We start from the raw sequence: 15,114 nt of genomic DNA, 5'->3' as shown, positions 1-15,114 counted from the left end.
CGGGGGCACACCCTTGTCCGGGCGTCAGCCGATGTCCGGCGGGTCGATCCTGATCCGCACCGGGTCCCCGCCGCCGCGGGCCAGCCGACCGGCCTGCGCGGCCTTGAGGGCGGCGGCAAGCGCCGCTCCCCTGCCCGGCGGCACCCGCACCAGCGCCCGCTCCCACCGCTCCCCCACCGGCGGGTCGCCGGGGCGGCGCGGCCGTCCGGGATCGGCGACCGGCAGCGGCACCGGCCCCAATACCTGGGCCTCGGGCGGCAGTTGGGCCGCGGCGAGGAAGGTCTCGACGGCCTCGGCACGCCCGATGACCTCGGCCATCCGGGAGACCGGCGGGAAGTTGAGCTCGGCCCGCTCGGCGAGCTCGCGCAGGGCGTGCCCGACCGGGTCCCAGCGGACCAGCGCCTGCACCGGACGCAGCGTGGGCTCGGCGACCACGACCACGGTGCCGCCCTCCTCCTGACCGCGCACCAGCGAGGCGGCCGAGATCCAGCGCCGCAGCGCCTCCTCGCCCGCCCGGATGTCGGGCCGGCTGAGCATCGCCCAGCCGTCCAGGAGCAGCGCCGCCGCGTACCCGCCCTCGGCGACCGGCTCGGCGCCCGGCGTGGACACCACGAGCGCGGGCTGCCCCGGCACGCTGTCCAGGACGTGGTCGCGCCCCGAGGTGCGCACGGGCACGGCGGGAAAGGCGCGCCCGAGCTCCTCGGCGGTCCGCCGGGCGCCGACGATCTGGGCACGCAGCCGGTGCGCGCCGCACTGCCCGCAGTGCCAGTCGGCCTCCGCCGTCCCGCACCAGGCGCACCTCAGCTCCCGCTCGTCCGGCGCCTCCAGCGGGCCGGCGCACCGCCTGCACCGGGCCGGCTCACGGCAGCGGGCGCAGGCCAGCCGGGGCGCGTAGCCACGCCGGGGCACCTGCACCAGGACCGGGCCGCTCTTCAGCCCCTCGCGCACGGCCTGCCAGGCCAGGCTCGGCAGCCGGGCCGCCCGCGCGGCCTCGTCGCGCGCCAGCTCCCCGTCCCCGACGGTGCGCACCAGCGGGGCGGCGGCCCGGGCCACCGCCCGGTCGGCGACCAGGGGGGCGGCCCATCCGCTCTGCACCAGCTGCGCGGCCTCCACCGTGCAGCTCGTACTCCCGAGCAGGAAGCCGCACTTGTCGTGCGCGGCCCGCAGTTCGAGCACCTCCCGCACATGCGGGAAGGGCGCGTTGTCGTCGCTGTGACTGGAGTCGCCGTCCTCCCACACCACGACGAGCCCCGGGTCCTCGACCGGCGCGAACATGGCCGCGCGGGTGCCGACCACGGCCCGCACCGCGCCGCGCCGCACCGCGAGCCACTGCCGGTAGCGCCGCTCCGGCCCGGACTCGGCGGTCAGCAGCGCGTGCCGCCCCTCGCCGAGCAGCGCGGTCAGCGCCGCGTCCACCCGGCCCGCGGCGCGCCCGTCCGGCACGACCACGAGGGCACCCCGGCCGGAGGCGAGCGTCGCCCCGACCGCCCGCGCGATCTCCTCCGCCCAGAGCGGCCCGGGCAGCGCCGTCCACACCGCGCGGGGCGCGCCGCCACTGGCCAACGCACGGAGGAACGCGGGCCCTTGCTGATACCGCTCCCAGCTCCCGGCGGCGGGCTCGGCCGGTGGCGGGGGCGGCTCGGGCGACGGCTTCGCCTCGGCCCTGGCGTTCCGGGGCGGGACTGCCAGTTGCAGCACGTCGGCGAGGCTGCCCGCGTACCGGTCGGCCACGGCGCGGGCGAGCGACAGCATCTCCGCGCTGAGCACCCGCTCCGGCGAGACGACGCCGGCCAGCGCGGCCAGCGGGCCCGCGTAGTCGGAGTCGGCCCGCCGCTCGACGACGAACCCGTCGATCAGCCCGCCGCCCTCCCGGCGCCCGTCCCGCACGTTGCGCGTCCCGGCCCCGAAGCGCACCCGCACCCGCACCCCCGGCTGCGCGTCGGCGTCGAGCTCCTCGGGCACGGCGTAGTCGAAGTACTGGTCGAGGTGCAGCACCCCCTTGTTCACCACGACCCGGGCGACCGGCAGCTCCTTGGCGAGCGCCGCCCCCCGCCAGGTCCGCGGCTTGGCCCGGGGCACCTTGGCCTTGCGGACCGTCTCCCGAATGAGCGCAAGCTGCTCCGGCCCATCCCCCTGGGCGCCCCCACCGCGTTCGTTCTCGCTGCTCACAGCCAAATTCCTACCAGACCGGACTGACAACGACGGTGGCCGGACGGCCCCCGCACGCACACGAGGGCCCCGGACCGCGCTCGGTCCGGGGCCCTCGTGGGGTGCCGCTTCGGCTAGAGGCCGGCGGCCCTGCGCAGGGCGTCCACGCGGTCCGTGCGCTCCCAGGTGAAGTCGGGGAGCTCGCGGCCGAAGTGGCCGTACGCCGCGGTCTGGGCGTAGATCGGGCGGAGCAGGTCGAGGTCGCGGATGATCGCGGCCGGGCGGAGGTCGAAGACCTCGGTGATCGCCGTCTCGATCTTCTCGTTGTCGACCGTGTTGGTGCCGAACGTCTCGACGAACAGACCCACCGGCTCGGCCTTGCCGATCGCGTACGCGACCTGGACCTCGCAGCGGGCGGCGAGGCCGGCGGCCACGACGTTCTTGGCGACCCAGCGCATGGCGTACGCGGCCGAGCGGTCCACCTTCGACGGGTCCTTGCCCGAGAAGGCGCCGCCGCCGTGGCGGGCCATGCCGCCGTAGGTGTCGATGATGATCTTGCGGCCGGTCAGACCCGCGTCGCCCATCGGGCCGCCGATCTCGAAGCGGCCGGTCGGGTTCACCAGGAGGCGGTAGCCCTCGGTGTCCAGCTTGATGCCGTCCTCGACGAGCTGGCCCAGGACGTGCTCGACGACGAACTCGCGGATGTCGGGGGCGAGCAGCGACTCCAGGTCGATGTCGCTGGCGTGCTGCGTGGAGACGACGACCGTGTCGAGGCGGACGGCCTTGTCGCCGTCGTACTCGATGGTGACCTGGGTCTTGCCGTCGGGGCGCAGGTAGGGGATGGTGCCGTTCTTGCGCACCTCGGTCAGGCGCCGCGAGAGGCGGTGCGCGAGGTGGATGGGGAGCGGCATCAGCTCGGGCGTCTCGTCCGTGGCGTAGCCGAACATCAGGCCCTGGTCGCCGGCGCCCTGCTTGTCGAGCTCGTCCTCATCGCCTTCGACCCGCGTCTCGTAGGCGGTGTCGACACCCTGGGCGATGTCCGGGGACTGGGCGCCGATGGACACCGAGACGCCGCAGGAGGCTCCGTCGAAGCCCTTCTTCGACGAGTCGTAGCCGATTTCCAGGATCTTGTCGCGCACGAGCTGGGCGATCGGCGCGTACGCCTTGGTCGTGACCTCTCCGGCCACGTGCACCAGGCCCGTGGTGATGAGGGTCTCCACGGCGACGCGGGAGGTCGGGTCCTCGCGCAGGAGCGCGTCGAGGATCGTGTCGCTGATCTGGTCAGCGATCTTGTCGGGGTGACCCTCGGTCACAGACTCCGAGGTGAAGAGACGACGGGACACAACGCTCCCTGGGGTTGCAGCGGCTGCTGGCTGATCATGGTAGGTCGCGCCGGGAGCTGCGCCCGGCTGCGTTCCGAGACCAGTTTATCGGTCGGTTCTGTTCGATGGACCACGTGTCTCGATCCGTGGAGTCCACGGATCTCCGGATCCGGCCGCACCGGTGTCCGGGACGGCGCCCCGTCCGGCCCGGGATCACGGCGCGGTACGCGGTCCCACGGGGTCACGCGGGTTCGGCGGATGCGGCGCCCGTTTGTCCGAAACGGCTGCCCACCAGGTCCCACACCGTATCGGCGAGGGCTTCCTTGGGACCGTACGGGACCGGCGTCTCGGAGCCGTCGGCCCCCAGCACGACGGCCTCGTTCTCCTCGGAGCCGAACGTCTTGCGCTCGCCGACCTCGTTGACGACGAGCAGGTCGCACCCCTTGCGCTCCAGCTTGAGGCGGCCGTTGGCGAGGACGTCGTCCGTCTCGGCGGCGAAGCCCACGACCAGCTGCTCCGGGGTGGCCCGGTGTGCCGAGATCTCGGCGAGGATGTCCGGATTGCGCACGAGGGTGAGCGGCGCGGGCTCCTCTCCGTCCTTCTTCTTGATCTTCCCCGCGGCGTACGTTTCCGGCCGGAAGTCGGCCACGGCGGCCGCCATGACCACGGCGTCGGCGTCCGCCGCGGCCTTCAGGACGGCCTCCCTCAGCTGGACGGCGGTGCCGACGCGGACCACGTCGGCGCCCGCCGGGTCACCGAGCCCGGTGTTGGCCTCGATCAGGGTGACCCTGGCCCCCCTGGCGACGGCGGTCCGCGCGAGGGCGTACCCCTGCTTGCCGGAGGAGCGGTTGCCGAGATAGCGGACGGGGTCGAGGGGCTCGCGCGTGCCGCCCGCGCTGATCACCACGTGCCGCCCGGCCAGATCCCGCTCGGCACTCCCCCGCGCGAGCACCCGACGGCACACCTCGAAGAGCTCGCCGGGGTCGGGCAGCCGCCCCTTGCCGGTGTCGACGCCGGTGAGGCGGCCGACGGCGGGCTCGACGACGACCGCGCCGCGGCGGCGCAGGGTCGCCACGTTCTCCTGGGTGGCGGGGTGCTCCCACATCTCGGTGTGCATCGCGGGCGCGAAGACGACCGGGCACCGGGCGGTGAGCAGGGTGTTGGTCAGCAGGTCGTCGGCCAGCCCGTGGGCGGCCTTGGCCAGCATGTCGGCGGTGGCGGGCGCCACGATCACCAGGTCGGCGTCCTGCCCGATCCGCACGTGCGGCACCTCGTGCACGTCCGACCAGACCTCGGTCGAGACGGGGTGGCCCGAGAGCGCCGACCAGGTGGCGGCCCCGACGAAGTGGAGCGCCGAGGCGGTCGGCACCACCCGGACGTCGTGCCCCGACTCGGTCAGCCGGCGCAGCAGCTCGCACGCCTTGTAGGCGGCGATGCCGCCGCTGACCCCCAGAACGACCTTCGGCTTGGCCATCGGAAAACTCGCCTCTCCCCGCGCGCCTGATGCGTGTACGTACCCATGACACACCACAGGCCCGGCAGTCGCGCTGCCGGGCCTGTGGTGGAACGTTCTGTGCCTACTGGGCGGGGCCCTCGATGGCCTCGGAGGTCAGCAGACCCGCGTTGATCTCGCGGAGCGCGATCGAGAGCGGCTTCTCGTGGACGTGGGTGTCCACCAGCGGGCCGACGTACTCGAGCAGGCCCTCACCGAGCTGCGAGTAGTACGCGTTGATCTGGCGCGCACGCTTGGCCGCGTAGATGACCAGGCTGTACTTCGAGTCGGTGGCCTCGAGGAGCTCATCAATCGGAGGGTTGATGATGCCCTCGGGCGCGGTAATGGAAGAGGACACTCTCTGCCTTCCGATGGGGATCGAAGATGTGAGTCGAACGGTGTGAGCCGAATCGGCGTCAGATGAATGACGTCACACGACTCGATCAAACAACTCGCATCAAGGCTAGCAGCTCACGGGCCACGTCCTCGACCGAGGTGTTGACCAGGGTGGTGTCGAACTCGGCCTCGGCGGCCAGCTCGACCTTCGCGGCGGCCAGCCGGCGCTCGATGACCTCGGGCGCCTCGGTGCCCCGGCCGGTGAGCCGGCGGACCAGCTCGTCCCAGCTCGGCGGCGCGAGGAAGACGAGCTGGGCCTCGGGCATCGAGCCGCGTACGAGCCGGGCGCCCTGGAGGTCGATCTCCAGGAGGACGGGCTCGCCCGCTTCGAGGCGCTCCAGCACGGCGTTGCGCGGGGTGCCGTAGCGGTTGCCCGCGAACTCGGCCCACTCGAGCAGTTCGCCGTTGGCGACGAGCTTGTCGAACTCCTCGTCGTCCACGAAGAAGTACTGCACGCCGTGGCGCTCGCCGGGGCGCGGCTTGCGGGTCGTCGCCGACACCGAGAGCCAGACCTCGGGGTGGACCTTGCGCATATGAGCGACGACCGTGCTCTTGCCGACCCCGGAGGGGCCGGAGAGCACGGTCAGCCGCGGACGTGCGTCCGGGGGTACGGGGGTGGTCCCCCGGGGTGTTGCTGCCATGCGGCGATTATTCCAGCTTCTCGGGTATGCCCGAGACGTCAGGCCCCGGAGCCGCCGAACTCGCGCTCAAGGGACGCGATCTGGTTGGAGCCGAGCCCCCGCACGCGGCGGCTCTCGGAGATGCCGAGCCGCTCCATGATCTGCTTGGCACGGACCTTGCCCACGCCGGGCAGGGACTCAAGGAGGGCGGAGACCTTCATCTTCCCGATGACGTCGTTCTCCTGGCCCGACTTGATGACCTCGTGGAGCGAGGCGCCGGAGTGCTTGAGTCGATTCTTGACCTCGGCCCGCTCCCGGCGAGCCGCGGCGGCCTTTTCGAGCGCGGCTGCGCGCTGTTCAGGGGTAAGGGGCGGAAGAGCCACGCCTACGTCACCTCGGATGTCGAACTGTCGGATACGGACCGGTGAGGAACCTAATCGCCCCACACCAGGCGAGCAACGAACAACGCACTCGCGCACGTGCTCGTCTGCTCTCGTCGGAGACTAGCGGCCAAGGCCGCTCCAGTCAGCGAGAACAGACGAAAAGTCCTGGTCAGCCTCAGCCGACCGGGACTTTTCGGACAAAACACCCTGGTTTTGAGTAAGGAAATTGTCAACGTTCCGTGTGCGCGTGCCCCACGGCCTCCACCGACGGGCCGTTTCCCGTTCCGCGGACCGGTCCCGGGCCGTCCCGGCACGTCCGGGAAGCGCGGCGCCCCGGTGCGACGCATGTCACACCGGGGCGCCGCCCCCGATCACCCCTGCGGGATCGCGGCGCGGACCTCGTCGGCGTAGCGCTCGGCCGCCTCGCGCAGGGCGCTCACGTCCGGGCCGTGGCGCAGGACGCCGCGGCTGACGCTCGGGACCACGTTGCGCACGGCGGAGCCGAAGACGCCGGGAAGGTCGGCCGGGGTCGCGCCCTGGGCGCCGATGCCGGGGGCGAGCAGCGGGCCGTTGATGTCGAGGTCGACCCCGGCGTCGCCGAGGGTCGCGCCGACCACGGCGCCCACCGAGCCCAGCGGTGCCGCGTCCGCGTTCTCGGCCGCCATGTGGTCCAGCATCAGCTGGGCCAGCGGCCGGCCGTCGGCCGCCGTCGAGCGCTGGACCTCGGCGCCCTCCGGGTTGGAGGTCAGGGCCAGCACGAAGACGCCCGAGCCGGACTTGGCCGCGAGGTCGAGCGCCGGGCGCAGCGAGCCGAAGCCGAGGTAGGGCGAGACGGTCACGGCGTCCGAGAACAGCGGGGACGCCGGGTCCAGATAGGTGGCCGCGTACGCCGCCATCGTGGAGCCGATGTCGCCTCGCTTGGCGTCCATGAGGACCAGCGTGCCGGCCGCCCGGGCCTCCTCCACCGCCTTCTCCAGGACGGCGACGCCGCGCGAGCCGAACCGCTCGAAGAACGCGGACTGCGGCTTGAGGACCGCGACCCGGTCGGCCAGGGCCTCCACCGTGGTGCGGGTGAAGCGCTCAAGACCCGCGATGTCGTCGTTCAGTCCCCAGTCCGCGAGCAGGGACGCGTGCGGGTCGATGCCCACGCACAGGGGGCCGCGGGTGTCCATCGCCTCGCGCAGTCGGGTACCGAAGGGGATCATGCGGCGGCCTTCTTCCGGGTCTCGGCGCCGACGGCCTCGGCGAGCGTCGCGTACGGGGAGGTGGCGAGCCGGGCGGCGAGGCCCTTGTGGATCGCGCGGCCCCAGAAGGGGCCTTCGTAGATGAAGGCGCTGTAGCCCTGGACCAGGGTGGCGCCGGCCAGGATGCGCTGCCAGGCGTCCTCGGCGTTCTCGATGCCGCCGACCCCGATCAGGACGAGCCGGTCGCCGACGCGGGCGTACAGGCGGCTCAGCACCTCCAGGGAGCGCTCCTTGAGCGGGGCGCCGGACAGGCCGCCGGTCTCCTTGACGAGGTCCGCGGGGGACCTGAGGCCGAGACCCTCCCGGGCGATCGTCGTGTTCGTGGCGATGATGCCGTCCAGGCCGAGCTCCACGGCGAGGTCGGCGACCGCGTCGATGTCCGCGTCGGCGAGGTCGGGCGCGATCTTGACGAGGAGCGGCACGCGGCGGCCGGGGACGCTGCGGTCGGCGGCCTCGCGGACCGCGGTCAGCAGCGGGCGCAGCGACTCGGTGGCCTGGAGGTTGCGCAGGCCCGGCGTGTTCGGTGAGGAGACGTTCACCACGAGGTAGTCGGCGTGGGCGGCCAGGCGCTCGGTCGACTTCACGTAGTCGGCGGCGGCCTCGGCCTCGGGGACCACCTTGGTCTTGCCGATGTTGACACCGACCGTCGTGCGGAACACGGCCTTGCGGGCCGCCAGGCGCTCGGCCACCGTCGCGGAGCCCTCGTTGTTGAAGCCCATGCGGTTGATCAGCGCGCGGTCCGGCACGAGCCGGAACAGGCGCTTCTTCGGGTTGCCCGGCTGGGGCTCGCCGGTGACCGTGCCGATCTCGATGTGGTCGAAGCCGAGCATCGACATGCCGTCGATCGCGACCGCGTTCTTGTCGAAGCCGGCCGCGAGGCCGAACGGGCCGTGCATGCGCAGGCCGAGCGCCTCGGTGCGCAGCTCCCGGTAGCGGGGCGCGAGGAACGCGGCGACGAAGGTGCGCAGGACGGGGACGCGGGCCGCGAGGCGGATCCAGCGGAAGGCCAGGTGGTGGGCCTGCTCGGGGTCCATCCGCTTGAAGACCAGGTTGAAGAAGAGCTTGTACATGTTCGGTGTCCTCAGGGGCTCATGAAGAGGGAGGCTCATGAAGAGGGGGACACCGTTTCCGGTGTCCCCCTCGTCGCCGTCTGCTAGTCGCGGGCCGCGGTCAGGTGTTCCGCGTGTTCCTGGAGGGAACGCACGCCCACGTCACCGTGGTTGAGGGCGTCGATGCCCTGGACGGCCGCGGCGAGCGCCTGGACGGTGGTCAGACACGGCACGGAGCGGGCCACCGCCGCCGTGCGGATCTCGTAGCCGTCGAGGCGGCCCCCGGTGCCGTACGGGGTGTTGACGATGAGGTCGACCTCGCCGTCGTGGATCAGCTGAACGATCGTCTTCTCGCCGTTCGGGCCCTCGCCCTCGCTCAGCTTGCGCACGACCGTGGCGTTGATGCCGTTGCGGCGCAGCACCTCGGCGGTGCCGGAGGTGGCGAGCAACTCGAAGCCGTGGGCGACCAGTTCGCGCGCCGGGAAGATCATGGTGCGCTTGTCCCGGTTGGCGACCGAGATGAACGCGCGGCCCTTGGTCGGCAGCGGACCGTAGGCGCCCGCCTGCGACTTGGCGTACGCGGTGCCGAACACCGAGTCGATGCCCATGACTTCGCCGGTGGAGCGCATCTCCGGGCCGAGCACCGTGTCGACGCCGCGCCCGTGGACGTCGCGGAAGCGGCTCCACGGCATCACGGCCTCCTTGACGGAGATCGGCGCGTCCAGCGGCAGGGTGCCGCCGTCGCCCTCCCGGGGCAGCATGCCCTCGGCGCGCAGCTCGGCGACGGTGGCGCCCAGCGAGATGCGGGCCGCGGCCTTGGCGAGCGGCACCGCGGTCGCCTTCGAGGTGAAGGGGACGGTGCGCGAGGCGCGCGGGTTGGCCTCCAGGACGTAGAGGATGTCACCCGCCATGGCGAACTGGATGTTGATCAGTCCGCGGACGCCGACGCCCTTGGCGATGGCCTCCGTCGAGGCGCGCAGCCGCTTGATGTCGAAGCCGCCGAGGGTGATCGGGGGCAGCGCGCACGCCGAGTCGCCGGAGTGGATGCCGGCCTCCTCGATGTGCTCCATGACGCCGCCGAGGTAGAGCTCCGTGCCGTCGTAGAGGGCGTCCACGTCGATCTCGATGGCGTCGTCCAGGAAGCGGTCGACCAGCACCGGGCGGGTGGGGCTGATCTCGGTGGACTCGGCGATGTACGAGGCCAGCCGCTCCTCGTCGTACACGATCTCCATGCCGCGGCCGCCGAGCACGTACGACGGGCGTACCAGGACGGGGTAGCCGATCTCGTCGGCGATGGCCTTGGCGCCCGCGAAGGTGGTGGCGGTGCCGTGCTTGGGCGCGGGCAGGCCGGCCTCGGCGAGGACGCGGCCGAAGGCGCCGCGGTCCTCGGCGGCGTGGATGGCCTCGGGCGAGGTGCCCACCACCGGGACGCCGTTGTCCTTGAGCGCCTGGGACAGACCCAGCGGGGTCTGGCCGCCGAGCTGGACGACGACGCCCGCGACGGGCCCGGCCAGCGTCTCGGCGTGGACGATCTCCAGGACGTCCTCCAGGGTGAGCGGCTCGAAGTAGAGCCGGTCGGAGGTGTCGTAGTCGGTGGAGACCGTCTCCGGGTTGCAGTTGACCATCACGGTCTCGTAGCCCGCGTCGCTCAGCGCGAAGGAGGCGTGGACGCAGGAGTAGTCGAACTCGATGCCCTGGCCGATGCGGTTGGGGCCCGAACCCAGGATGATCACGGCGGGCTTGGTGCGCGGCGCGACCTCGCTCTCCTCGTCGTACGAGGAGTAGAAGTACGGGGTCTTGGCGGCGAACTCGGCGGCGCAGGTGTCGACCGTCTTGTAGACCGGGCGTACCCCGAGGGCGTGGCGGACCTCGCGGACCACGTCCTCGCGCAGGCCGCGGATCCCGGCGATCTGGGCGTCGGAGAAGCCGTGCCGCTTGGCCTCGGCGAGCAGCTCGGGGCCGAGCTTGTCGGCGGCGGCCAGCTCGTCGGCGATCTCCTTGATGAGGAAGAGCTGGTCGACGAACCAGGGGTCGATCTTCGTGGACTCGAAGACCTCCTCCTGGGTGGCGCCCGCGCGGATCGCGTACATGACGGTGTTGATGCGCCCGTCGGTCGGCCGCTTGGCCTCCTCGAGGAGCACGTCCTTGTCGCCGACCGGGCCCGTGAAGTCGAACTGCGAGCCCTTCTTCTCCAGGGAGCGCAGCGCCTTCTGGAGGGCCTCGGTGAAGTTGCGGCCGATCGCCATGGCCTCGCCCACCGACTTCATGGTGGTGGTGAGGGTGGAGTCGGCGGAGGGGAACTTCTCGAAGGCGAAGCGCGGGGCCTTCACGACGACGTAGTCGAGGGTCGGCTCGAAGGAGGCCGGCGTCTTCTCGGTGATGTCGTTGGGGACCTCGTCCAGCGTGTAGCCGATGGCCAGCTTGGCGGCGATCTTCGCGATCGGGAAGCCGGTGGCCTTCGAGGCGAGCGCGGAGGACCGCGAGACGCGCGGGTTCATCTCGATGACGATGACGCGGCCGTCGTCCGGGTTGATCGCGAACTGGATGTTGCAGCCGCCGGTGTCGACGCCGACCTCGCGGATGATCGCGATGCCGATGTCGCGCAGGCGCTGGTACTCGCGGTCGGTGAGCGTCATCGAGGGCGCGACGGTGATCGAGTCACCGGTGTGCACGCCCATCGGATCGAAGTTCTCGATGGAGCAGACGACCACGACGTTGTCGTTCTTGTCGCGCATCAGCTCCAGCTCGTACTCCTTCCAGCCGAGGATGGACTCCTCCAGGAGCACCTCGGTGGTCGGCGAGAGCGTGAGGCCCTGGCCCGCGATGCGGCGCAGCTCCTCCTCGTCGTGCGCGAAGCCGGAGCCGGCGCCGCCCATGGTGAAGGAGGGGCGCACGACGACCGGGTAGCCGCCGAGCTCCTCGACGCCCGCCAGGACGTCCTCCATGGAGTGGCAGATGACCGAGCGGGCGGACTCGCCGTAGCCGATCTTCGCCTTGACGGCCTCGACGACGCCCTTGAACAGGTCGCGGTCCTCGCCCTTGTTGATGGCCTCGACGTTGGCGCCGATCAGCTCGACGCCGTACTTCTCCAGGACGCCCTGCTCGTGCATGGAGATCGCGGTGTTGAGCGCGGTCTGGCCGCCGAGGGTGGGCAGGAGGGCGTCGGGGCGCTCCTTGGCGATGATCTTCTCGACGAACTCGGGGGTGATCGGCTCGACGTAGGTGGCGTCGGCGATCTCCGGGTCGGTCATGATCGTGGCCGGGTTGGAGTTGACCAGGATGACCCTGAGGCCCTCGGCCTTGAGGATGCGGCAGGCCTGGGTGCCGGAGTAGTCGAACTCGGCGGCCTGGCCGATGACGATCGGTCCGGAGCCGATGACCAGGACGGACTGGATGTCGGTGCGCTTAGGCACGCTCGGCCTCCATCAAAGATACGAAGCGGTCGAAGAGGTACGCGGCGTCGTGCGGGCCCGCGGCCGCCTCGGGGTGGTACTGGACGCTGAAGGCCGGCTGGTCGAGCAGCTGGAGGCCCTCGACGACCTGGTCGTTCAGGCAGACGTGGGAGACCTCGGCGCGCCCGTAGGGAGTGTCCGAGACCTTGTCGAGCGGCGCGTCCACGGCGAAGCCGTGGTTGTGCGCGGTGACCTCGACCTTGCCCGTGGTGCGGTCCTGCACCGGCTGGTTGATGCCGCGGTGGCCGTACTTCAGCTTGTACGTGCCGAAGCCGAGCGCGCGGCCGAGGATCTGGTTGCCGAAGCAGATGCCGAACAGCGGCGTCCGGCGCTCCAGGACCGCCCGCATCACGGCGACGGGGCCGTCGGCGGTGGCCGGGTCGCCCGGGCCGTTGGAGAAGAACACGCCGTCGGGGTTGACGGCGTACACGTCCTCGGCGGTGGCGGTCGCGGGCAGCACGTGCACCTCGATGCCGCGCTCGGCCATGCGGTGCGGGGTCATGCCCTTGATGCCGAGGTCGACGGCGGCGACGGTGAAGCGCTTCTCACCGATCGCGGGGACGACGTAGGTCTCCTTGGTGGCGACCTCGGCGGAGAGGTTCGCGCCGGCCATCTGGGGCGCTTCCTTCACGCGGGCGAGCAGCGCGGCGTCCTCGGCGACCGCGTCGCCGGAGAAGATGCCGACGCGCATGGCACCGCGCTCGCGCAGGTGGCGGGTGAGCGCGCGGGTGTCGATGCCCGAGATGCCGACGACGCCCTGCTGGACCAGCTCGTCGTCCAGGGAGCGGCGCGAGCGCCAGTTGGAGGGGGTGCGGGCGGGGTCGCGCACGACGTAGCCGGCCACCCAGATGCGCCCGGACTCGGGGTCCTCGTCGTTCACGCCGGTGTTGCCGACGTGCGGGGCGGTCATCACGACGACCTGGCGGTGGTACGACGGGTCGGTCAGGGTCTCCTGGTAGCCGGTCATGCCGGTGGAGAACACGGCCTCGCCGAAGGTCTCCCCCACGGCCCCGTAGGCGCGGCCGCGGAAGATCCGGCCGTCCTCCAGGACGAGTACGGCGGGAGCTTGGGCGGCTCCCCGGGTGGAGGTCGTCATCGTGCGGCGCCTTCCGTCGTGGTGGTGTGGATGATCATGGAGTTGATGGCTTCGACCCAGGCCGCGTGCTGCTCGGCGCGGTCGGAGCGGAAGCCCGAGTCGATGAGCCTGTCGCCGTGGCTCCAGGTGACGACGAGCAGGCCGCCCTCGGTGAGGACCTTGCCCGCGATGCCCTTGTCGAGCCGGGCCTCGCGCAGTTGGGCGGCCGGGACGAAGAAGTCGTTCGCGCCGGGGCGTACGACGTCGAGGCCCGCGTCCGTCAGGGTGAGCTCGGCCTTGCTGCGCACGCCCAGGCCGTGCGCCACGATGCGGTCGAGCCACTGCCCGGCGGTGGTGGAGCCGTGGTAGCGGCCGCTCAGCCTCAGTTTCGCCTCGCCCGGCGCCTCGGGCATCCCCGGCAGCGGCGGCTCGCCGCCTTCGCCGGGTGCGGCGGTGGGAGACGGGCGGGTGGGGAGGTCCGGCAGGTCGGCCTGGAGGCGGCCGCGCCACTGCCAGCCCTGGCGCATCAGCCAGTAGACGAGCGCCACGAAGAGCGCGAGACCGACGAGCCAGCCGATCCGTCCGCCCCAGTTGGTCACCTCGGCGGACTTCTCCTCGGCGGCCAGATTGATCAGTGATGCGTACGTCACGCCAGCTTCCCGTCCACGACCGTTGCCCGGCCCCGCAGGAAGGTGTGCGTGATGCGCCCGGGCAGCTCGCGGCCCTCGTAGGGGGTGTTGCGGCTGCGGGAGGCGAAGCCCGCGGGGTTCACCTCACCACGGTATGCCGGATCGACCAGGGTCAGGTTGGCGGGTTCGCCTGCCGAGACGGGGCGGCCGTGGCCCGTGGCCTGCCCGATCCGGGCGGGCTTGTGCGACATGCGGTCGGCGACGCCGGCCCAGTCGAGCAGTCCGGTCTCGACCATCGTGTGCTGGACGACGGAGAGCGCGGTCTCCAGGCCGACCATGCCCATGGCGGCCGCGGCCCACTCGCAGTCCTTGTCCTCGTGCGGGTGCGGGGCGTGGTCGGTGGCGACGATGTCGATCGTGCCGTCGGCCAGCGCCTCGCGCAGGGCGAGCACGTCCTTCTCGGTGCGCAGCGGCGGGTTGACCTTGTAGACCGGGTTGTAGGAGCGGACCAGCTCGTCGGTGAGGAGCAGGTGGTGCGGGGTGACCTCGGCGGTCACGTCGATGCCGCGGGACTTGGCCCAGCGGACGATCTCGACGGAGCCGGCGGTCGAGAGGTGGCAGATGTGCACGCGGGAGCCGACGTGCTCGGCGAGCAGCACGTCGCGGGCGATGATCGACTCCTCGGCGACGGCGGGCCAGCCGCCGAGGCCGAGCTCGGCCGAGACGACGCCCTCGTTCATCTGGGCGCCCTCGGTCAGCCGGGGCTCCTGGGCGTGCTGGGCGACGACGCCGCCGAAGGCCTTCACGTACTCCAGGGCGCGGCGCATGATCACGGCGTCGTCGACGCACTTGCCGTCGTCGGAGAAGACGGTGACGCCGGCCGCCGAGTCGTGCATGGCGCCGAGCTCGGAGAGCTGCTTGCCCTCCAGGCCCACGGTGACGGCGCCGATGGGCTGCACGTCGCAGTAGCCGGACTCCTTGCCGAGCCGCCAGACCTGCTCGACGACGCCCGCCGTGTCGGCGACGGGGAAGGTGTTGGCCATGGCGAAGACGGAGGTGTAACCGCCGCGTGCGGCCGCCTGGGTGCCGGTGAGAACGGTCTCGGAGTCCTCACGGCCGGGCTCGCGCAGGTGGGTGTGCAGGTCGACCAGGCCCGGCAGCAGGATCTGGCCCTCGGCGTCGACCACGGTCGCGCCCTCGGCGTCCAGAGCGGTGCCGACGGCGGCGACGGTCTCGCCGTCGATCAGGACGTCCTGGACCTCGCCGCCGAGGACCTTCGCACCACGGATAAGGATCTTGCTCAT

General features: G+C 72.0%; 12 protein-coding genes. All 12 read right to left on the bottom strand.

Features of this window, described 5'->3' with window-relative positions; genetic code table 11:
- Positions 1-24: 24 nt before the first annotated feature.
- Positions 25-2,169: a primosomal protein N' gene (locus DT019_RS19095; protein ID WP_114038051.1), complete on the bottom strand. Its 2,145-nt coding sequence runs from the start codon at positions 2,167-2,169 to the stop codon at positions 25-27.
- A 113-nt stretch (positions 2,170-2,282) separates the two neighbouring features.
- Positions 2,283-3,491: a methionine adenosyltransferase gene (metK, locus tag DT019_RS19090; protein WP_114038050.1), complete on the bottom strand. Its 1,209-nt coding sequence runs from the start codon at positions 3,489-3,491 to the stop codon at positions 2,283-2,285.
- Positions 3,492-3,711: 220 nt separating this feature from the next.
- A complete protein-coding gene (coaBC, locus tag DT019_RS19085) occupies positions 3,712-4,944 on the bottom strand; it encodes a bifunctional phosphopantothenoylcysteine decarboxylase/phosphopantothenate--cysteine ligase CoaBC (RefSeq protein WP_114038049.1) in 1,233 nt (410 codons plus the stop codon).
- A 103-nt stretch (positions 4,945-5,047) separates the two neighbouring features.
- Positions 5,048-5,320: a DNA-directed RNA polymerase subunit omega gene (gene rpoZ / locus DT019_RS19080; protein WP_005319902.1), complete on the bottom strand. Its 273-nt coding sequence runs from the start codon at positions 5,318-5,320 to the stop codon at positions 5,048-5,050.
- Positions 5,321-5,405: 85 nt separating this feature from the next.
- Complete coding sequence (gene gmk, locus DT019_RS19075) at positions 5,406-5,999, bottom strand: guanylate kinase (protein WP_114038048.1); 594 nt, start codon at positions 5,997-5,999, stop codon at positions 5,406-5,408.
- Between the two features lie 38 nt (positions 6,000-6,037).
- Positions 6,038-6,361 (bottom strand): integration host factor, encoded by a 324-nt coding sequence (locus tag DT019_RS19070; protein WP_053724505.1) that lies wholly within the window; start codon positions 6,359-6,361, stop codon positions 6,038-6,040.
- Between the two features lie 371 nt (positions 6,362-6,732).
- A complete protein-coding gene (gene pyrF / locus DT019_RS19065) occupies positions 6,733-7,566 on the bottom strand; it encodes an orotidine-5'-phosphate decarboxylase (RefSeq protein WP_114038047.1) in 834 nt (277 codons plus the stop codon).
- Positions 7,563-8,675, bottom strand: a complete 1,113-nt coding sequence (locus DT019_RS19060; protein WP_114038046.1) for a quinone-dependent dihydroorotate dehydrogenase — start codon at positions 8,673-8,675, stop codon at positions 7,563-7,565. The genes pyrF and DT019_RS19060 overlap by 4 nt, the downstream gene beginning before the upstream one ends.
- An 83-nt stretch (positions 8,676-8,758) precedes the next feature.
- Positions 8,759-12,067, bottom strand: coding sequence for a carbamoyl-phosphate synthase large subunit (gene carB, locus DT019_RS19055; RefSeq protein ID WP_114038045.1), 3,309 nt, complete (start codon positions 12,065-12,067; stop codon positions 8,759-8,761).
- Positions 12,060-13,202 carry a glutamine-hydrolyzing carbamoyl-phosphate synthase small subunit gene (gene carA, locus DT019_RS19050; RefSeq protein ID WP_114038044.1) on the bottom strand — a complete coding sequence of 381 codons (1,143 nt, stop codon included), beginning with the start codon at positions 13,200-13,202 and terminating at the stop codon, positions 12,060-12,062. The genes carB and carA overlap by 8 nt, the downstream gene beginning before the upstream one ends.
- Positions 13,199-13,831: a hypothetical protein gene (locus tag DT019_RS19045; protein ID WP_114038043.1), complete on the bottom strand. Its 633-nt coding sequence runs from the start codon at positions 13,829-13,831 to the stop codon at positions 13,199-13,201. The genes carA and DT019_RS19045 overlap by 4 nt, the downstream gene beginning before the upstream one ends.
- The gene (locus tag DT019_RS19040; RefSeq protein ID WP_114038042.1) at positions 13,828-15,114 is read right to left on the bottom strand and encodes a dihydroorotase; all 1,287 of its coding nucleotides are present in this window, start codon (positions 15,112-15,114) and stop codon (positions 13,828-13,830) included. Before DT019_RS19040 ends, DT019_RS19045 begins: the two co-directional genes overlap by 4 nt.

The sequence above is a fragment of the Streptomyces sp. SDr-06 genome (assembly GCF_003324565.1).
Taxonomy (GTDB): domain Bacteria; phylum Actinomycetota; class Actinomycetes; order Streptomycetales; family Streptomycetaceae; genus Streptomyces.
This window is presented reverse-complemented; position numbering and strand designations above follow the sequence as displayed.